Source organism: Streptomyces sp. NPDC039609 (assembly GCF_055596705.1).
The window spans coordinates 47,753-66,531 of the sequence record NZ_JBVIUJ010000016.1 but is presented as its reverse complement, the minus strand read 5'-3'; the positions used below and the strand labels follow the sequence as shown (position 1 = coordinate 66,531).

General features: G+C 67.4%; 16 protein-coding genes and 8 pseudogenes. 12 read left to right on the top strand and 12 right to left on the bottom strand.

What is annotated here, in order from left to right:
- Nucleotide 1: 1 nt before the first annotated feature.
- Together ACZ561_RS35040 and ACZ561_RS35035 are read right to left on the bottom strand one after the other, a co-directional pair.
- On the bottom strand, nt 2-580 hold the full coding sequence (locus ACZ561_RS35040; RefSeq protein ID WP_471003122.1) for a hypothetical protein: 579 nt from the start codon (nt 578-580) through the stop codon (nt 2-4).
- Between the two features lie 3 nt (nt 581-583).
- Nucleotides 584-2,572, bottom strand: coding sequence for a DUF6571 family protein (locus tag ACZ561_RS35035; protein WP_471003119.1), 1,989 nt, complete (start codon nt 2,570-2,572; stop codon nt 584-586).
- 32 nt (nt 2,573-2,604) lie between these two features.
- On the opposite strand from ACZ561_RS35035, the gene ACZ561_RS35030 reads away from it, so the two are divergent.
- From ACZ561_RS35030 to ACZ561_RS35020, 3 genes are all read left to right on the top strand, one after another.
- Nucleotides 2,605-3,159 (top strand): hypothetical protein, encoded by a 555-nt coding sequence (locus ACZ561_RS35030; protein ID WP_471003116.1) that lies wholly within the window; start codon nt 2,605-2,607, stop codon nt 3,157-3,159.
- Between the two features lie 955 nt (nt 3,160-4,114).
- On the top strand, nt 4,115-4,279 hold the full coding sequence (locus ACZ561_RS35025; RefSeq protein ID WP_471003114.1) for a hypothetical protein: 165 nt from the start codon (nt 4,115-4,117) through the stop codon (nt 4,277-4,279).
- A 163-nt stretch (nt 4,280-4,442) separates the two neighbouring features.
- Nucleotides 4,443-4,784 (top strand): hypothetical protein, encoded by a 342-nt coding sequence (locus tag ACZ561_RS35020; protein WP_471003111.1) that lies wholly within the window; start codon nt 4,443-4,445, stop codon nt 4,782-4,784.
- Nucleotides 4,785-4,881: 97 nt separating this feature from the next.
- Here ACZ561_RS35020 and ACZ561_RS35015 read toward each other — a convergent pair whose 3' ends face one another.
- Together ACZ561_RS35015 and ACZ561_RS35010 are read right to left on the bottom strand one after the other, a co-directional pair.
- Nucleotides 4,882-5,352, bottom strand: a complete 471-nt coding sequence (locus tag ACZ561_RS35015) for a hemerythrin domain-containing protein (RefSeq protein WP_471003108.1) — start codon at nt 5,350-5,352, stop codon at nt 4,882-4,884.
- A 276-nt stretch (nt 5,353-5,628) separates the two neighbouring features.
- On the bottom strand, nt 5,629-6,150 hold the full coding sequence (locus ACZ561_RS35010) for a hypothetical protein (protein ID WP_471003106.1): 522 nt from the start codon (nt 6,148-6,150) through the stop codon (nt 5,629-5,631).
- Between the two features lie 217 nt (nt 6,151-6,367).
- Here ACZ561_RS35010 and ACZ561_RS35005 point away from each other — a divergent pair, with 217 nt between their 5' ends.
- Together ACZ561_RS35005 and ACZ561_RS35000 are read left to right on the top strand one after the other, a co-directional pair.
- Nucleotides 6,368-6,541, top strand: coding sequence for a hypothetical protein (locus ACZ561_RS35005; protein ID WP_471003103.1), 174 nt, complete (start codon nt 6,368-6,370; stop codon nt 6,539-6,541).
- Nucleotides 6,542-6,659: 118 nt separating this feature from the next.
- Nucleotides 6,660-7,109, top strand: a pseudogene (locus ACZ561_RS35000) (hypothetical protein).
- 98 nt (nt 7,110-7,207) lie between these two features.
- Here ACZ561_RS35000 and ACZ561_RS34995 read toward each other — a convergent pair.
- Nucleotides 7,208-7,813: pseudogene (locus ACZ561_RS34995) on the bottom strand (IS5 family transposase); the annotation flags it as partial.
- 420 nt (nt 7,814-8,233) lie between these two features.
- On the opposite strand from ACZ561_RS34995, the pseudogene ACZ561_RS34990 reads away from it, so the two are divergent.
- Nucleotides 8,234-9,062: pseudogene (locus tag ACZ561_RS34990) on the top strand (IS5 family transposase).
- A 118-nt stretch (nt 9,063-9,180) separates the two neighbouring features.
- Here the strand turns inward: ACZ561_RS34990 and ACZ561_RS34985 are convergent.
- The 3 genes and pseudogenes from ACZ561_RS34985 to ACZ561_RS34975 form a co-directional block, all read right to left on the bottom strand.
- Entirely contained in the window at nt 9,181-9,981 is an 801-nt protein-coding gene (locus ACZ561_RS34985) for a maleylpyruvate isomerase family mycothiol-dependent enzyme (RefSeq protein WP_471003100.1), read from the bottom strand.
- A gap of 365 nt (nt 9,982-10,346) precedes the next feature.
- Complete coding sequence (locus ACZ561_RS34980) at nt 10,347-10,556, bottom strand: hypothetical protein (RefSeq protein ID WP_471003097.1); 210 nt, start codon at nt 10,554-10,556, stop codon at nt 10,347-10,349.
- Between the two features lie 1,543 nt (nt 10,557-12,099).
- Nucleotides 12,100-12,216: pseudogene (locus ACZ561_RS34975) on the bottom strand (IS5/IS1182 family transposase); the annotation flags it as partial.
- A gap of 37 nt (nt 12,217-12,253) precedes the next feature.
- Here ACZ561_RS34975 and ACZ561_RS34970 point away from each other — a divergent pair.
- Both ACZ561_RS34970 and ACZ561_RS34965 read left to right on the top strand, forming a co-directional pair.
- Nucleotides 12,254-12,799 (top strand): SMI1/KNR4 family protein, encoded by a 546-nt coding sequence (locus tag ACZ561_RS34970; protein ID WP_471003095.1) that lies wholly within the window; start codon nt 12,254-12,256, stop codon nt 12,797-12,799.
- Nucleotides 12,800-12,925: 126 nt separating this feature from the next.
- Nucleotides 12,926-13,357, top strand: a complete 432-nt coding sequence (locus ACZ561_RS34965; protein WP_471003092.1) for a DUF4259 domain-containing protein — start codon at nt 12,926-12,928, stop codon at nt 13,355-13,357.
- Nucleotides 13,358-13,413: 56 nt separating this feature from the next.
- Here the strand turns inward: ACZ561_RS34965 and ACZ561_RS34960 are convergent.
- Nucleotides 13,414-13,939: pseudogene (locus ACZ561_RS34960) on the bottom strand (transposase family protein); the annotation flags it as partial.
- 53 nt (nt 13,940-13,992) lie between these two features.
- Here ACZ561_RS34960 and ACZ561_RS34955 point away from each other — a divergent pair.
- Nucleotides 13,993-14,874: an IS5 family transposase gene (locus ACZ561_RS34955; protein ID WP_471003089.1), complete on the top strand. Its 882-nt coding sequence runs from the start codon at nt 13,993-13,995 to the stop codon at nt 14,872-14,874.
- A gap of 15 nt (nt 14,875-14,889) precedes the next feature.
- Here the strand turns inward: ACZ561_RS34955 and ACZ561_RS34950 are convergent, their stop codons facing one another.
- Nucleotides 14,890-15,399, bottom strand: a complete 510-nt coding sequence (locus ACZ561_RS34950; RefSeq protein WP_471003086.1) for an SUKH-4 family immunity protein — start codon at nt 15,397-15,399, stop codon at nt 14,890-14,892.
- 118 nt (nt 15,400-15,517) lie between these two features.
- A pseudogene (locus tag ACZ561_RS34945) lies at nt 15,518-15,685 on the bottom strand (IS481 family transposase); the annotation flags it as partial.
- A gap of 321 nt (nt 15,686-16,006) precedes the next feature.
- Between ACZ561_RS34945 and ACZ561_RS34940 the strand changes: the two are divergent.
- From ACZ561_RS34940 to ACZ561_RS34930, 3 genes and pseudogenes are all read left to right on the top strand, one after another.
- Nucleotides 16,007-16,726 (top strand): hypothetical protein, encoded by a 720-nt coding sequence (locus tag ACZ561_RS34940; protein WP_471003084.1) that lies wholly within the window; start codon nt 16,007-16,009, stop codon nt 16,724-16,726.
- A gap of 717 nt (nt 16,727-17,443) precedes the next feature.
- Nucleotides 17,444-17,802: pseudogene (locus ACZ561_RS34935) on the top strand (transposase); the annotation flags it as partial.
- Nucleotides 17,729-18,429, top strand: a pseudogene (locus tag ACZ561_RS34930) (IS5 family transposase); the annotation flags it as partial. The pseudogenes ACZ561_RS34935 and ACZ561_RS34930, both read left to right, overlap by 74 nt.
- A gap of 7 nt (nt 18,430-18,436) precedes the next feature.
- On the opposite strand, the gene ACZ561_RS34925 reads toward ACZ561_RS34930, so the two are convergent.
- Complete coding sequence (locus ACZ561_RS34925; protein ID WP_471003081.1) at nt 18,437-18,733, bottom strand: hypothetical protein; 297 nt, start codon at nt 18,731-18,733, stop codon at nt 18,437-18,439.
- Nucleotides 18,734-18,779 lie beyond the last annotated feature (46 nt).

Sequence of the window (18,779 nt, the reverse complement as noted above, 5' to 3'; positions counted from 1 at the left end):
ATCAGCATCCTGCTGCACGTGCAAGGTTGGTGGCGGCTTCCCGCACCACGGCCGCATTGTTGCGGGTCGCGGTGTCCCGGTCGACGAGGTCCTTCTCTTCCTCTTCCCCCTTCTTCGAGGACGCGATGAGCGTCACCGTCACGTACGGGGCGGTCGAGCCCATGCGGGCGGCGCAGCCGGCGGGCAGCATGGCCTTGGCCTGGTCGGGGAGCGCCCAACCGATGAATCCGGGGCCGAGCGGGACGGAGTCCTTCTTACGGCCGGTGGCACTCCGGGTGTCCTCGATGATCAGCCTGAACATCCCTCGGGGGTAGTCGTTGTCCGGGTTGGCGCGCAGGATGCTGCACGCCTTGAACACCGCGTAATCGGTGCTCTTACCCTTGCTCTCCCACTCCTCCGCGCTGACCTCGCCCCCCTTGCCGTCGTCGATCAGCTCCGCCGTCTGCCGGCTGAGCGCGCCATGACACAGGGTCTGCGGCAGCGGCGGCTTCTCCTCGCCGTCGGGCCAGAAGCTCGCCGTCACGACGGCCACGCCGGCGACGCCGAGCACGACGGTCAGCGGCAGCCACTTCTTGTCCATCGGTTACTGTCCCATCGACTTGTCGGCGTCGCCCATGCCGTTCTGGTACCACTGCTCAGCGATCGCCTGGAGGTGGTCCTCGTACTCGCCGGGGCTCGCGTCCAGCTCCTCGTCCGAGAGCCCGCGATGGGTCGCCATCCCGCGCAACATGCCGTACATCTGCTGCTGGCCCTCGTCGTAGTGCTTGATCATGTTGTTGCGGGTCTCGGCGTCGACCTTGGCGTTGTCGTCGTTCAGGGACGCGCTCAGGCCCCAGTCCACCGAGCGCTGGACGCCGTCGCCGACGATCGGGATGGGGGTCAGCAGCCCGCCGACGACATGGTAGTTGACCATCTTCTTCCAGTTGTTGGCGTCCTTCTCCGCCTGGCCCAGGTCGTAGATGACGTCGCCGCGCACGCCGTCGAGGTGACCGAGCACCGACGCGGACTGCTTGACCCAGGCCCGCAGCTCCGGGTCCTCCTTGCGGAAGGACTCCGCCTGGAAGCGCTCGAGCCCCTCACCGGTGACCACGGTCTGCGAGCCGTGGATGATCTTGAAGGCGTTGGGGTCCTCCGCCGTGCCGCGGATCAGTCGGGTGAGGTCGCCCCGGTCCATCTCGAGCTGGTTGAAGTCGGTCGGCCCGTCCATCTTCTTGCCGAGGATCTGGTGCACGTCGGAGCCGTAGTCGGCGATCATGTCGGCCATCGGCAGCCGCATGGAGACGGGAACGGCACTCTGGTCCTTCTTGAGCGCCTCCGAGTACTCACCCATCACCCGTTCGAAGATCGCGGTCTCGGCGCCGTCGTGGTGAGCGGGCACCGGGTGCATCGGTGAACCGGGCATGCGGCCGGTGGCAGCGGACTCGAGCGCGAGGCCGAGCTCGGCGCGGGCCGAGGTGTACTGGGTCTCGACCGGCATCTTGCTCTCGACCTCGCCGCCGGGCCACTTCCGGTCGTCCAGGAAGTACTTGAGGTTGTCGGTGGTGTTCGGGTCGAAGTAGTGGGTGGCGGCGGAGGGGTTGCGGCTCATGGCGTTCAGCAGGCCCTTCATCGGGTCCTCCTGAGTGCCCTGCCAGTGCTTCATGTGTCCGTCGTAGGCGTCGTCGTTGTTCGTCTCCCACTCACGGATCGTGTTGCCGACCTCCGTCAAGAAGGCCTCGCTGTAGACCGGGTCGCCCTCGTCCTTCTTCCAGGGCGAAGAGCCCTCCTTGTTCGGGTCGTACCTGGTGTCGTCGCCGGCGTCGGCGGCCATCAGGTCGGTCAGATCCTTCAGGCTCGCGGCGCCGCCCCCGATGTATCCGGGGTGGCGGTTGGAGAGACCGTTGCCGTCACGGGCCGTCGTGATGAGCTTGTCGGTCCAGGCCGAGGTGACACCGCCCGGGGAACCGATCGTCGAGTCCGCGCCGGTGGCGGTGGCGAGTGAGCCGGACAGGGCTTTGTAGAGGCGGGCGTCGGTACTGGAGAGCTGGCCGTCGCGGCCGCCCGTCTCCAGGCTGCCGGCGAGCAGCAGCACGGCCTCCTGCTGATCGCGGCCCCGACAACTGAGGTTCGTCATCAGCTGCTCGGCGAAGGCCGGAGAGTTCTTGCCGCCCTCGGCCAGCTGAAGCAGCCGGTCCCGCTCCTTGTCGTCGAGGTGCTCCCAGCGGGCGTAGAGCTTGGCCGCCTCGCGGCCGTTCTCGGCCTGCTGTTCCTCCTCCGCGCGCATCTTCTTGGCGTCGGCGACGCCGCCGAGGTCGGTGGAGCCGAAGTCGTTGGGGTGGTTCTTGATCAGGGCACGCAGGCCCCAGGCGCACAGCTCGTCCGCTTCGGCTGCACGCTGGAGGATGCCCTCCAGCTTTTCGCGCAGGGCGTTGAACTGCGCCTCGGTGGCGACGCTCTCGGTGCTGCCTTTGGACCGGCGGTCGGGGTGGACGCTGTGGCTGAGGACCCCGTTGGGGTAGATGGTGATGCCCGGGGGCGGGTTCTCGTACGCGGCCTTGAGGTCGCTGGGCGGTTTTGAGGAGAGTGTTCGCATCCTTGAGGGGGTCGCGTACGGACTCGGCCTCGGTGACGGCGTCGCTGAACTCCTTGGCCGTCTTGGTGACGAACTCCTTGGTGACGCTGGCGTTCTCACCCTTCCAGGTGGACTTGTCCGCCTTGGTCTTCATGGCCTTGGCGTCGGTCTGGAGTTCCGTCAGCTTGGTGATCATCTCGGTCCACTGGGTGACCGCCGTGTCGAGGGGGCCGAACTTGGCGTTGAGGAGCTGCTCGAAGGTAGGCATGGTTGATGCGGCTCCTTACCGGAAGTACTTGTTGATCTGCGAGGCGGAAACGGCGCCGTCCTTTCCCCGGTATCGGGGCGAAGTGGCGCAACTGAGCCTGGATCCAGTCGTCGTCGTTCTTGCGGGACGCCTTGGTGTGGTCCAGGTGGTTGGAAATGTGCGCGCAGGCCTGGAGCAGGGTCTTCACCTGCGTTTCCCAGGTCCGGTTCACCTCGGTCAGAGCCGAACCGATACCGCATACCTGGGCGATCAAACTCCGCAGGGAGGAAGCCGGTCGGGCAGTACGGAAATTCAACAGCCGCACAAGGCCGCATCGTTGCTTCCGAAAACTTCAGCCTAAACTCACTCGACGGTTCAGAAAATGGGTGCCGACACCCATGGACGCCATGATCGACATCGATAAGGATCGCTTCCGAGGCTTATTCCGACGCAACCGTGCCGAACACCGAACGCGGCAGCGAAAGCCGTCAGCAATCGATAGGCGTCCGCCTTCGCCGGGCAGTGTGGCGCAGTCGACGAGCACCCCGGCCTGGGGCCGGTCCATGACGGCGAAGGAGCCGCTTCAGCCGAATGCGATCAGTGTCGCCGGGACCGCAGCAGAGAGCGCCGCGCTCCTGCACCTGTCCTGGCGATCCTCGAAGCCTTCGGCCGGCTCGGCATCGGCTTCAAGTCGGCCGACACTGAACTCGGGCACATCCCGGGGTGTCCCGGAAGAAGACCGACGGCTGGCGAACCGAAGTCACCGCAGTCGATGCCACCGGCGCGATGGCGGTGTTCAACGACATGGTCTCCGACGGCGGCCGGCACGGGCCTCTCTCGGGCGGGTCATCATGGAAGGTCAGCACGGGCGAGAGGTACAGCCGGGGCTTTCCATCTGGACCGGCGTCGACGGCAGCCTCCCGACCGTAGTGATCGCAGGGTACGAGGCGGTGGTCGCTCAGGACCCGGTCGTGAACGCGGCCTTCATCGTGACCGTGTGAGCATCGTCGTGGCGAAGGGCGTGGACCAGGTCCGTGACGGGTGAACTCGCCAGGACGGCAGCGCCGAACCTGGGCGCCGCCGTCAAGGTCAGGAGCGACTGCGGTGCCTGATCGCAGGCCGTACGAACCTGACGTTCCGTCTTCCGACGATCTCGGTCCACACGCCACCGGCTCGCCGGCGCTCGCTGCGCGCCGGCCCGGTCGGTCGGCCCGGGCAGCACGTATGACTGGCTGTGGGCATTGCCGCTTCGCTCGCCTTGAGCCGTGCCTTGCTACCGACCAATGGACACAGACACACAAGAAGGAGCTCATCGGGTGACCGGTACTCTGGCGCTGCGAGCGCTGCGGCGGCTGAGGGCGACTCCCGGCGGGCAGCTCGACGGCCGGATCGACTTCTCCGACGGACCGGACACCTCGCGGCTGGTCGCCTACGTGGAACGCGACTTGCCGCCGGGCGGCGTGTTATCTCGCGGCACGTAAGAGCGGCGCCTGCTCCTTCGCCCTGTGGACAGATGAGCACCGACAGGCGCGAGTTGCCACCCTCGTCACCCTCGCCGGAGGTCGACAGGCACTGTTCCAGGTACTCGGCCCGCGGGGAGAGCCACTCGGCACGACCAGGCGCGACGGGGCGTTCAACCGGGGCATGCGCACACGCTGGACGGTGAGCCGCCCCGGCGCCGCCGACGCCGTGGGGTACAAGGGCCGGCTCTTCTGGTGGTGCGTGTGGTGGCTCTGCTCGCCACTCCTGCCTCTCGTCCCCATCGCCCCGCTGCCGGGCGGCGGCATCGGCGGCGATTTTCCACGCGGGCGCCGCCGCATCATGTGGCGCGCCGCCGGGCAGGTACCGCTGGAGTTCAGGTCGTCCGGCGACACGGTGCATTTGAACGCAGCCGACCTGGACTGGCGGCTCGGTGCTGCCTTCGCAGCCCTGATCCCCTCGTTCGACAGCTGGATCGGGAACCCCTGGGACAGCAGGAAGGACTGACAATGGAGGCCATCAAAGCCCTCCGCATCGCAGCGATGAAAGCAGGGCGTTATGGGCCTCGTCACGACCGCGGGGCCGGGTGTTCTTCGGTCCGGGATCATAGAGGGCCCAGCACCTCTCGGGGCACGGCTGCAAGCTCAAGTGTTTCGAGCACAGTGAGCAGTTGCCGCTCCTCGTAGCGGAAGTGACTCTCCATGATCGCGGCGATGCCTTCGAGGTGGTGGGCAAGCTCCTCAGGCGGCGCGGCCCGGTCGACCGCGCCACGGAGGCTGCCGAGCAGGTGGGCAATCATCGAGTGATCCTGCTCGAGCAAGCGCAGCACCGGTCTGAGCTCCGGATGCGCAGCTGCAATGGCCGGAAACAGGGTGCGGTCTTCGCCCTGATGATGGCCGTCGAGAGCCGTGCAGAAGCCATGGCAGTACAGCAGCAGTTCACGAGTGGCCGCCTCACCGGGGGTGCCGTCGGCAAGGGAGGCGCGGGTCACGGACAGCGCTTCCCTGAGTTGGCTGTGAACCCGACGGAGTTCTTGGCTCCAGGCGATGAGCCTGGTCGTCTCGCGCTCAGTCACGCGAGAGCGAAGGGTGCGACGAATGCATCGTCGGCCTCCTTCGATCCGGCGCCTCCATGCCTGACACGGTCTGCCACCGGCACGCGACGCTTCCCACACACTACCGCGCCGTGTTGTCCCGTCGACACCAACCGCCGTCCCACACACCGAGCGTGACCCGCGTAACGTCTGACGAGCGCCGTAGCGAGCTGCGGGAGCCGCACCGTTCCTGCTGTGCCGGCAGCCACCACCTTCGCAGGCCCACCGTCCGTCCGTCCGTCCAGTTCAGTTCAGATGTCAGTTGTCTTCCAAAGCCGACGGCCCGGTGTGGGCGAGATCGAGGACGTACCGCTCGGGGGTGGGACATGCCGCCCAAGCTTGGGCGATGCTTTCGAGAGTCCAGTCGTCGTCGATCCGCTGGAGGATCTGCGCGTGGTAGTCGCTGGCGGCTCGGCGTCCCATCCACCAGGCGGTGCCTTGGTAGACGCCTGGATGGGGCAAGGTCATCTCTCCCGCGGGGCCGAGGGTGAGCTGGTTGACCACGAGGATGCCGGTTCCCGAGTCGAGAGCGACGGGTGTGTGACCTTCCGCATCGGCAGCTGGCGCGGGCGGGGTGGAGTCCCACAGACGGATGGCGACGTGAACGTTGATGTCCGGTTGCAGGGTGTGCAAGTAGAGGTGGTATCCGTTCCCGGCCACCACCCGGTGCCGGGATGCCTCGATGGCCTGCTCGTCGCCGAGGTAGGCATCTGCGTCGTAGACCTCCACGATGCGGTGGCCGGGGCGGGCGGAGACGCTGTACTCGGCGATGGGCTGCATGATGGTGAGGTTCCTCGGGTCAACGGCGGGGGCGCTTCAAGCTGCGCAGGCGGTTGGCACCGCCGGTATGGTCCCCGACCCTCTACGAGGCCCGGTCGCCGTGGAAGACCACGTCTCCCGGCGTCGAGGGCTGGCGGGACAACCACAAGAAGCTGATGCCTGGCCGGTACATGGAGCTGGCACCCTGCCAGGGAGCGAGGGCCGATTCCCTGGGCTCATGGCGGTGCCTCCGGGCACTGTACGCGGACGGCAGGAGGAACCGGAACTGGCACTTGGCCAGATCCTCGGCGCCACGGGTGGCGACGTAGGTGTGGACACCGGCGGCAACGGCGCCGCCGATGCCGCCGGTGATCGCGCCGAGGATTCCGGCCGCAGTGCGGCCGAGCCGTAGTTGATTGCCGTGGCCTGCGATTTGCTCAGCTTCACGTAGACGTACCGGCCGAGGGTGACGCCTCGCTTGACCCTCGTGTGCCCACCGTCCTCGGCCGGGTCGTCGCCCCCAGGCGGAGCTGGCCGTGGCTGAGCAGGAGTGGAACGAGCGGGTCATCGCCCGCTCACGCGTTGGCGAGGTACTGGCCCCGGGCAACGACGCCGTCGTCGGCCCCGCCGCCTCCGAGGGTCTGCCGGCTCCCGGTGTGCAACCGGAGCGGCCCGAACCGGCGAAGGCGGCGAAGCCGAAAACAGTGGTGCCGGTGTGGCGCGCGGGGCTGGCCTGGTAGGCGCTGTCGGTGGACTACCAGCGCATCCTGCAGACCCTCAGTGTCCGTAACCGACTCGGTCAAGGAACGTTGACGTGCCAGGAGATGGCCGCCTGCTTCGGCCTGGACCCCGTACCGGGAAAGGTGGAGGCACTGCGATCGAAGGCCAAGCGGCTGACGGCGCGCGGCTGGCTGATCGAGCTGGCACCTGGCCGATTCACGCTCGCGAAGGACGTGGCCGGGCAACGCGGCGGGTCATGAGCATCGTCATCGACCAGTAGACCATCGCCTCCGCGCTGGCGATGGAACGCTCGAAGTCGCGCACGAGACGGCGACTTCGCATCAGATGGGCGAAGAACCGCTCGACGATCCACCGCATGGGCAGCACGACGAAGCCGCGCATGTCGTCGCTGCGTTTTGACGATGGCGAGGACCAGGGCGAGGGCCGCGAGGCAGTACTCGACGAGGCTGCCGGTGTATCCGCCGTCGGCCCAGACCAGGGCCAGCAGGTGGTGCGCGGCAGTGACCTGGGTGAGCAGGACCTGGGCCGCGGCGCGGTCGCCCACATCCGCTGCGGTGACCATCACCGCGAGCAGCAGGCCAAGGGTGTCGACGACGTGCCGCTTGCGCCCGTTGATCAGCTTGCCGCCGTCGAAGCCGCGGCTGTCAGAGCCGACGACCGCGTCCGCTTTGACTGACTGCGAGTCGATCACGCCCGCGCCCGGCTCCGAGTCCCGCCCGGCCCGCTCGCGGACCAGGCGGCGGAGCCGGTCGTGGAACTCGCGGACCAGATCGTGGTTGCGCCAGCGCCGGAAGAACGCGTAGACCCGGTCCCACGGTGGGAAGTCGGCAGGCATGGCCCGCCACTTCGTGCCGTTGTCGACCAGGTAGCGGATCGCGTCCAGCATCGCGCGGTGGCAATAAGCCTCCGGTTGCCCACCCCGGCCCCGCAGCCAGCCCGGCACCGGCAGCAGTGGCCGGACCACCGCCCACTCGGCGTCCGACACGTCGGTGGGACACCGACGCTCGCGCGCCCCGTGGTCTCTGGCGTTCCCGAATCTGTGAGCCAGACAGTCACACGCGAGAGTGGCCGAAGTGGATCCCACTCCCGCGTTGCCGTAGAAATGCGACAACAGGGCCTCCTGGACCGCACGTTGGCTTCGACACCCTTCGAGCTACCAAGAGGCCCTGCTCTCATGCACGGCAGCCGCCGCAGTCACCCGATCGACTGACTTCTCGACGAGATCGGGACGACGGCAGTCGCGTCACTTCTCGTGATCGCTGGGACGGACAAATTCGCACTGCCCTCCAGGTAGACGGTCGGCTTGGTGACGCCCCTAGGCAGTGTCTTCAAATGATCACGGCTGGTGGATCATGGTGTCGTGATACGTCGCCATGAACTGTCCGATGCCGAGTGGGAGTTCGTCCGACCGTTGCTGCCCGAGTCGTTGCGGGGACGGAAGCGGCTGGACGATCGCCGGGTCCTGAACGGGATCGTGTGGAAGTTCCGGACCGGTGTCGCCTGGCGGGATGTGCCCGAGCGCTATGGTCCGTGGGCCACGCTGTATACGCGTTTTCGCAGGTGGGCGGCGGACGGGACGTTCGACGGGATGCTGCGGGCCGCTCAGGCGAAGGCGGACGCGGCGGGTGACATCGAGTGGCTGGTGTCGGTCGATTCCACGGTTGTCCGGGCTCACCAGCATACGGCCGGGGCCCGAAAAGGGGGCTCCGCGAACCGGCCCTCGGCCGCTCCAGAGGCGGGCTGACCAGCAAAATCCACCTGGCCTGCGACGGCCGGGGCCGTCCGCTCGCCTTCGTCGTCACGGGCGCAACACCAACGACTGCACTCGGTTCACCGCCGTGATGGAGACGATCCGGGTGCCCCGGATCGGACCGGGACGGCCCCGCGTCCGGCCCGACCACGTCCTGGGAGACAAGGGCTACAGCTCGAAAGCGATCCGCACCTGGCTGCGGCGCCGGGGCATCCCGCACACGATCCCCGAACGGGCCGACCAGGCCCGCAACCGAGCCCGGCGAGGCAGCCTTGGCGGCCGCCCGCCGGCCTTCGACCGCGAGATCTACAAGCACCGCAACGTCGTGGAACGCTGCTTCAACCGCCTCAAGCAATGGCGCGGCATCGCCACCCGGTACGACAAGAACGCCCAGTCCTACGAAGCCGCCGTCACCCTCGCATCACTTCTGATGTGGGCGTGACATTTGACGACAGAACCTAGGCCGCCTCGCGGGTTTGAGCCCGGTGCCGCGACTGACGAACCTGGCGAAGAGTCGTGTCTTACCGGCTCGAGGAGCGGCCAACCGCCCCCGCTACGTCCTACTTCTCCTCCGGCTCCCAGGCGCGGAGCAGGTCGAGCAGCCCTGCGTCTCCGTCAACGTGCAAGGAGTCGGCCTGGATCCGGTCGTACAAGTAGAGGACCAACTCACTGGCCGTGCCATGGACGGAGGCGCCGGCTGCGTCCGAGTCCTCGCCGGTCGCGGCAGTGGGCGCGGGGATGCGGGTGGAGCGTGCGCCGTCGCCGTCGACGGTGAGGCGCCAGGAGCGGCCCTCGGCGGCGTGGAAGTCGAAGGCCGTGGGCTTGTGCGGCCAGGCACTCGGCGTTGCGCAGACGGTGAACAGGAACTCCTCCGCACCGTCGAGTGCCAGCTCGACCGGCAGCGGCTGCGGGGCGCCCCAGGCGAGCTGGGCGTCGTAGGTGTGCACCGCGGTCTCCTGGACCCGGTGCCGGGCGACACCGCCGGCGGTCTGCGGTGACTGCGACGCGGGCCACCACGTCCAGCAACCGCTCTCCGGTCCCGCCGCGCGCAGGGCGCCCAGCAGAAGCTGCGTCGACGCGTCCAGCCAGGCCAGCAGGGCCTCACGCTCCTGCGGCACTTCCAGCGCGGCGCGCGCGGCGACGGCCTCGGCCGGGGGAGCGTCGGCGGGCCCCGCGCCGACAATGGCGGCCCAGAAACGGTCTCCCCCACCCAGGTGCTTCACCAGATCGAACAGCGTCCACCCAGGGCAGGTCGGCACCTGCGCGTCGAGACCGGGCGCGGCGGCGACCACGGCGCGGAAGGCGGTCGACCGTTCAGCGATCAGTCGCAACAGGTCAGGGAACTCAAGATTCTTTTCCACGCCGGGTGTCTATCACCGTGCTCCGGTGATCGGACAGCGATTTTCACAGTCGCCGCCGGTTGGCCATTGCGGACGTCCTCGCCTCCCACCGCTCGGGTGACAAGCTGCCCACTGCTGCGAGGACGCTGGTGGTGGCGGTACGCCAGGCGTCGTGCCTGTGGGTGCTCTGGCCTCGCCGCGCGGCCGGGCACCTCGGCGACGTGACGTCCACCCGGTGCGCGTCGCGGTCACGCTGCCGCTCGATGTGGTGGACGCGGAGGTCACGACGGCGGGGGGGGAGGACCGGTCGGGTCGGGAGTTCAGGTGACTCCCGTTCGACCAGCACTCCTCAAGTTCGGAACAACAACAGCCACTTAGAGGTCTTCTCATTTGGCGCTCGTCAGGTCCCTGGATACGAGTCGGGCGAGCTCGTGCAACCGCTGGTAGTACCGGGTTCCTGCAGGGTCGTCGATCTCGAGGATGACTTGATCCAGGTCCTCGAGGCAGCTCTGCAGGATGCGGCCGTTCTCCAGGTCGAGAGTGCCGCCGTTGTCCAGCCACGCAACAACGCAGCCAGCGGTGTACAAGTCAAGCAACCACATGTCTGTGTCTCCGCCCTTGATACCCCGTAGGCTGGCGGGAAAGGGCGCATATCGGTGTTCATTCCAGAGACGAACTGCGTGCGGCCTCTGTTCAGATGATTCGCTCACCTGCACCATGTTGCCGCAGACGCTGCGCCAAGCTGGCCTTCACGTCTTCAGGCGGCGGTAGCAGATGAGGCTGCAGGGGATAGCAGTGAAGGCGAGAACGTATTCGGCCTTGCGTTCGTAGCAGCGGTGTATGCGGCGACAGCCGGCGAGATACGACATCCCGCGCTCGACGGTCCAACGGTGCCGCCCAGTCGGGTGGAGGATTCGATACCTCTGCGGGCGATGCCGTGTCGGATGCCTCACCCGCGTAGCCATCGAGGCAGGTCGTCGCGTCGCCGTCGTAACCCTTGTCGGCGTGGAGCCTGGCGGGTCGGCGGCGGCGCGGGCTTCGGCGAGATCGGATCGGAACGACATGATTCCAAAGCGCTCTGGATTCCGGCCCCTTGAAAGACCCTCATGAGGAACGGCTTCACCCTAGCCATCGCCTTCGCAGCGATGGCCCTTTCGCGGCCTGGGTGGTGGCTACCCGTAGAGGGGGCCGAGCTCTCCTTCGCCCAGGGCCCTTACCTGGAGCTGGTCGTCGACCAGCCGCCCCTGGACCCGCGGGGCGCCGCGCAGGCGACCGCGTAACTGCATGCCTACTGCCATGACACCGTGCACGACCCGGTGGAGACCGGCGACACGATGGCCCGCTCGACGATGTGGTCACTCTGGTGGGACTGAACCAGACCAGGGCCCGTGTGGCGGTGTGCGGCTACCGGCCGCACACCGCCGCCCTGTCAGTACGGCACGGGCTCGGAGGGGAAGCAGACCGACCGGTCGCTCCTGCAGATCTCTGCCTCCGGGTCGAGCTCCCAACCGTGCCCGGGGTGGTCGAATGCCAGGAAGGTGACCATCCGGCCGGAGGGGAACCTCGCGACCGCCTGGTGCACCGGCCCCATGCCCTTGCTGCGCTTGACGTGGTCGAAACGCTGGGGCCGCCCTCGACGATCACGAAGCTCACGTTGCGGACCTCGTCGAGATTGTCCTCGCTGGTCACCCGGTCAGCATCGGCCGGGAGCGTGAGAAGCAATCCGGGCGCCGGCGGCTTCGCACCATCACCCGCGAGGGCCGGTCCGTGGCGAGCACCGCGGGCGCCACGGCGGTCCGGAGGCCCGCCCCGCCAGGCGCAGCCCGGCGACCTCCCGCGCAAAGCGCGTGTTCGCGTCGGCGCCCGTGTCCCCGCCGCCGGTGATCTGCTTGACGATCACCAACCGCCGGTCAGGCCAGCCGCACCCGCCACACCTGTGACCGCGGACTGCTGTCCAGGAGTTTGGGCTGCTTGGGGGTGCCAACGGTGGCGAGCAGGGCCTCATTGAACGGAACACGGTTCAGCGTGCTGACGAGCGTAGCCTCAGCTTCGTACGCGCGAGAGCGAGCGCCCTGGCCCCGCCGAAGTCCTGCTCGGGCCGGTTCTAGAGGTAGCGTCGTCCGCCCGACGGGTGGGGCGATCGGCATCAATGATGACTTGCACGTCTGCCGAGAAGCGGTGGTTGCGCGAGGAGGCTCCGACCGTGTGGTCGCGTACCGGGGTGAGGGTGCCGACCACGATCCACAAGCGCTCGACGCGTCGTCGGGCCGGGAGGCCTGGTACTACTGCGTGGATGAATGACGACGATGAGGTTCTTGAAAGGGTGCGCGCGCAGTTCCCGCCCGGTCAGCTGCCGCCGAGTGCGCCGCCTGATGCTGTCGCGGCGCTCGAAGCCGCCGTGGGTCACCCCATGCCCGTACTGCTCAAGCGAATCTATATCGAGGTGGCAGACGGCGGGTTCGGGCGCTGGGGCGAAGCACTGTCCTTGACCGATGATTCATATTCGTTCAGTGACAGCGGCCCCCTCCTGGAGGAGTACCTGACGGTGTGGCGTTCCCGTCCGAGTCATCCGGCGCCGGTTGTCCCCCTGCTGACATGGGGGTGTGCCATCTGGTCCTTCGTCGACTTCAGCACTCCCGAGGGGCGCATGTGGGGGTGGGACCCGAATCAGAGATGCCTTGGTCACGCCTTGTTCCCAGAGGGTTTCACCTTGGCCCAGCGGCTGGTCGGCTGGCTTGAAGGCAGGAATGAGGACTTTCCGCAGCCGCCGCCCATCACGGACTGCGCGGACTGCACGGCTGACATCGACGCGCCAGGCGGTGTGGTGCGGCTGAACTGATGGATGTGGCGGGGATCAGCTATTTGAACTGGGCTTCTTCGACCATCTGGTCGCAGGTCTCGCACCGAAGTCACGGTGTCAGTACGTGCTGCGAGGATCCGGGCAACCATTCGCAAGGAGATCAGCATGGGCACTTGGGATACCGGCCCCTTCGACAACGACACAGCTGCGGACTTCGCCAACGCTCTCGACGACGCCGGGCCCGAGGCTCGCGAAGCCCTGATCCGAGGCGTCCTCATCCGGACGATCGCCTCAACTGGCTATCTCACGGAAGCGGAGGAGGCGGTAGCCGCTGCCGCACTGATCGCGGCGCAATGCCCAGGAGGCAAACCCGTCGACTGGCCCTACGGTCCGGAATCACCAATGCCCGTGTTCCCTACCGACCTTAGGGGACTCGCCGACGAGGCCCTCGCCCGCATCGTCAGCGACGAGGCTGGGCCGGCCTCGAACTGGGTCGACCCGGAAGACTGGAAGCAGTGGCGGGCCGTACTCACTCGCCTTCGCGCAGTGCTCGCCCCGCCACCCCCTTCCCTTGCTCTCTTCGATATCCAGCCCTAACGGAGCGCCACTTGGCTCGGAAGTCGAGTCGGATGCCGTTCTCGCAAACAGGGCCAGTAGGCCCTTTCATCGAGCAGGGTGCGTTGAAGCGTTCGGCCTTGCCGTTGGTCTGCGGCCGGTAGGCACGGGTGAGTTTCCCAGTCATACCCAGCCGCGAGGCCTTCGAGGCCGAGCTCTTGCGAGAGGCACACGCGTTGCCGGTCAGGACCCGTTCGACGCGGGTGATGCCGTGAGCGTGGGAGAACGCGGCAGTGCGGGTGAGGAAACCTGCGCACGTCGCGACCTTCTCGTCGGGGCGGATCTCGAAGGCGGGAGTGGTCATCGACGGCGGAGCAGATGTAGTCGAAGCCCATCTGGCCGCGGGTGGCTCGGCCGGCCTGGCGGCCCAGTGTCCTGTGGCCGCCGTCAGGGATCCGGCGAGATTCTTCACACCCACGTGGATCAGCTCGCCGGGCCGGTGTCGTTCGGAACGGCGGATGACCTGGCCCGGTCGGGCGGTCGATCCACGCGAGCCGGGTTCACCCGGTGCGGGGTCAGGATCCGGTGCACGTTCGACGCGCGCAGGACCAACGACGGACCTAGGCCGTGTCCGATGGGTCCTGTGACTCGCCTTACGCTGGATCGTTTCGGTCGGTGTGGGGCGAGGCGATCTTTCAGAAGACGAGTGGATGCGGCTGGAGCGGCATCTGCCGCGTAACCGCGGTCGGGGCGGGCGTTGGCAGTGCCACCGCCGGGTGATCAACGGCATTCTGTTCCGGCAGCGGACCGGCCTGCCATGGCGGGATCTTCCGCCGCAATTTGGCAAGTGGAAGCCGGTTCACGATCGTCATCGCAGATGGTCGGCGGGCGGCACTTGGGAGAAGATCCTGCGGGCCGTCCAAGCCGATGCTGATGCGGAGGGGCGAATCGACTGGAGCATGGTGAGCGTCGACTCGACGTCCTGCCGAGCACACCAGCACGCAGCCGGCGCCCTCACCCGCGCGCCACGAATTCCGGGCCGCCGCAGTCGCCCGGCCAGACACCGTTCCGACGAGGGCCTGGGCCGCTCCCGGGGAGGGCTGAACTGCAAAATCCACCTGGCCAGCGAGGGCGGTCGTCGCCCGTTGGCCTTCTTCATCACGCCCGGACAGTGGGGTGACGCCCCGCAGTTCATACCTGTGCTCGAACAGGTCAAAGTCCCAAGGCTGGGCGGCGGACGCCCACGCACACGATCAGACCACGTCGGAGGAGACAAAGCGTATTCCTCTCGCCGAAACCGCCGGTACCTGCGGTGCCGACAGATCAAGCACACGATCCATGAAGCCAGGGACCAGCGAGCCAACCGCCAACGGCGGGGCAGCAAGGGCGGCCGGCCCACCGGCTTCGACACAACGGTCTACCGGCGCCGCAATGAGGTTGAGCGCACCATGAACCGCCTCAAGACGTTCCGTGCGGTCGCCACCCGCTACGACAAGCGGGCCTACGTCTTCCACGGGACAGTCACGGTCGCGGCGATCCGACTGTGGCTCCGCCCGTGACCACCGCTTCCGCGGCTACACCTCTTCCGGGACCAAGACGCCGAGCTCGACTTCCTCGAAAACGCGTGACCACCAGGCGTCGTCATCCTCGAACACCCGCGGATCGCTCTGCCGGGCCCGTTCAAGCACGTCTTCGACAAAGTCCTCGTAGTCGTCGTCCGCATCGCTCTTTCCCGAGAAGGCGAACGCCTCCCACACCTCCAGAACGTTCTGCAGACCAGCAACCGAAGAGCTGACCAGCCCGTACTGCTGATCCCCATCGCCTTCATAGCCGCGGACCATCCACACTTCACCGCTGTCGATCAGCAGCCAGTACGTGTTGACGCCGTCCTCGAACGCACCGAGGAACGCAGCCCGACCCGATGGAAGGTCGCGGACATCCAGCTCCCGACCCGAGTCCGGCACGAATATGCGATTGCAGTCGGCCGGCAACCCTCGCTCGACCAGCTCAGACACCGCCTCGCCGCCCACACCCAGGCGGGCGAGAGAGCTCGCGTCATATGGCAGCCACAGCGCGCTCGGCAACCGGCACCCCCTACTCGATCCGTCCATCCGATCCTCTCAGACTGCGTGGACGACCCGTCGTACAGGCCCTAGTCCGGGCCGGTCCCAGCTGTCGGTCCTGCCTCAGGTTGCACATTCAGGCCTCGTGCGTGACGGGCGTTTGATGCGGTGTCGTCCGGGGCCTGCTGGACCGGTCGTACAGCCCCGCCTCGCCCTCGGTCCGCCAACGCCGCACCTACTTGTGGGCCGCGCTGCACGGGAGTGGAGGCCCCTTCTCGACGGCGACATACGCGACTGGCCGGCCGGAGCTGAAGGGTTACAGCGGCGCCAGCTCCACCCTGCCTGTGAACCGGCCACCCACTTGATCCGCGAGCCAGTGGACGCGGGCGATCTGGTCGCCGTTCCGATCCCGGGCGTGAACGTGAACGGTGTGGTCCAGCGACGGCTCGTCCTGGTAGAGGTCCCGGGAAGGACCACCACCACGTTCATCCCGACGTGTTCACGCTGCCAACACTCGCAGGCAGTTCCAGTCCGTCACAAGCGGCGACTGCGCTCGATGCGACCAGCCTAGGGACTCCTCGTCAGAAAATGAGTACGCGACTTCGTGACATCGACTGATCATGTACAGATGGCCGATCAGCTGACGATCAGTACCTTGACTTTGCAGCACAGGATTCCGGACACCTGGGACAAGGATCCCTGGGCCGAGGTGCGGCCTCTGATCAACGGCGTAGACGTCCTGAAGGAGGTCCATCCCGAAGGGGTGGCTCTCAGTTGCCGGCACTGGACGGGACCGGCCGAGAGCTGGCCGCTGACGGTCACGGAGCAGCCTAGTAGGATCATGATCGCCGAGCCGACCTGCACAGTCGGCTGCTGCGGCGCCCTGTACGTCACCATCCGCCGCGAGGGCAATCAGGTCATCTGGGATGCCTGGGAGAACACCAGCAACATGACTGCCGTACCGACGGAGTTCCGCTTCGACGCCGTCCAGTACGAGGCTGAACTCGCACGAGCCGCGGCGGACCGTAGCTGGGAAGAGCCGGTGGACACCGTCGCCCGGCTCCTCCAGCAGACCCTTACGGACAGCGGCTGGTTCGAACGCTGGAACTGTGTCCTCACAGACGTCTGGCCACGCCGGGAGGAGCGTGACGCCCCCGAGGAGCTCACGAGCCCCGAGGGTGTTGATGTGGAATTCCACCAGCTCCAAGGACCGGGCGAGCCTCCCGTCCTCTACGAGTACGCGTTGTTCGTCATCCGCGACCGATCCGCGGAAGACCAGGTACGGCAGCACGCGAACCGCATCCTTGCCGACGATCCACGGAAGACTGCTCAAAGCCGGGGATGCTGACGACCAGCCAGCGGTCCCGCCGGTCGCGGCCCGACCGGTACGTCGATTCAGCGGGCCGCCCGAGTGGGCACGCACGGGCTGGAGCGTCAAGGAGCGCCGATGACGACCAGCGCGCCGTCGCCCGAATGGCGCGTCACCGTGCACCGCAGCTCCGGAGAGAACTCGGACCTGTCCGGCCGATCATGGGCTGTGGGAGGATGTCGTCTATGACTTGCATCCGAAGGGGCCGTGCCTCGTAGAACACCGGTCTCGCTTCGATCGCGGGCACGCGGTTGGGGAAGTCCCTGGGTGCGGTATCGCGATATCCCAGGTCTGTCGGGAGCGGGGAATGCTGCCGTCCGCATGCTCGAACGGGAACGATTGTCTCCGGGCATTGTGGCGGTGGCGCTGAGCGTATGGTCTGTGCGTGTTCACGGCACAAAGCGCCGGTGGAGGCAGTGGGAGGCTGAGTTCACCTGCCCGTGCTGCGGCGAGGGGTGGGCCCGAGACAAGCTGCAAGAGGCTCTGTTCATGCTTCCACCCGGGGCCGCCCGCGAACTCCGGGTGCAGGTCGAGCGCCTGGACGCGATGCTCCTCGGGCGAACGCATCACGAGCCGCTGGCAGATCCAGAGTTGGCGTGGTGGCATCGCAGGTGCTGACCGCACCCACGCCACCCACTGGGCGTTGGCTCTTGTGTGACTGATCGGGGGGATCTGACAGAGGCGGAGTGGCGACGTCTGGCGCCGCTTCTGCCGACGGGGCAATAACCGCTGCGGGGCGGTGGCGCGATCACCGCAAGGTGGTCAACGGCATCCTGTACAGGGTGCGGACCGGAGTGCAGTGGCGTGACCTACCTGAACACAACGGGCCGTGGAAGACCATCTCCGAGCACCATCGGCGCTGGTCGGCCGACGGAACCTGGGAACGGTTGCTCCAGCAGATGCAGGCCCAGGCCGATGTCGCGGGTGAGATCGACTGGGACGTCTCGGTTGATTCCACCTCCATCCGTGCCCATCGCGTGAAAGTACCGCACCTGCTCGCCCTGGCGGAACCTGCCCCACGAACTTGGTGCGTTCCAGACCGCACACAAGCGCCTGATCAGGTGGGCTGCCGATGGCACCTGGCGACGGATCTTCGCGCCGTGCTCGCCAGGCGGACGCGGCTGAAGAAGTGAAGCGGGCGGTGTCCGTGGAATCCACTGTCTGCCGGGCTCGCCAGCACTCGGCCCGGGGCAAGGAAAGGGGGCGGGCAGAACTGAACCTGCCGATCACGCACTCGGGACGCTCCCAAGGCGGCCTGAGCACGAAAGTTGACCTCGCCGGTGACAGGCGGCACGGCCCCTCGCCGTTCATGTCACCGCGGTCAGGCTGGCGACGCGCTTGTTTTCGAGGCGGTCATGGCTCGCATCAGCATCCGGTGCCGGGGCCCCCCTGGGCAGGCCACGAAGCCGACCCGATACGGTCCTTGCGGACCGGGCCAACTTATCCCGGGCCGTCCGCCGGCGTCTTCGTCGCCGAGGCATCCGGGCCGTTAGTCCGCAGCCTTCTGACCAGGTCGGACACCGCCTCCGGCGAGGCCGGGCCAGCGGTCGTCCACCCAGTTTTGACGCGGTGCATACAAGCAGCGCAACACCGTCGAGCGTTGCATCAACCGTCTCGAGCAGCGGCGCGGCCTGGCCATGCGGACGGACAATCTCGCCATCGCCTACGAGGGCGCCCTCCACTTCCGGATCAGGCCGTGGGGCGGCGGCGGGCGCGGAGCAGGCGGACGCCCTTCACGGCGTAGACGGCGGTCATGAGCGCGAAGCCAGTGGGCGTGAGCCAGAGCCAGGATTCCGTTACCACGAGGCTCAGTAGCAGGCCACCGAGACATAGCAGGGTGCCGACGGTCTCCAGCAGGTCGAGCCGCGCCTTGGAGCGCACCGCAGAGTCAGGTCCGCGCAGTCGGCGGATGACGGGGACGAGAGCGAGGGCCTGCAAGACGGCCAGACCGAGAGCGATCCAGACGAACCAGTCGGGTATGTCCACGGCGCGCACTGTATCGCCCGCCCGGGACCTCGGGACGAAGATCCGA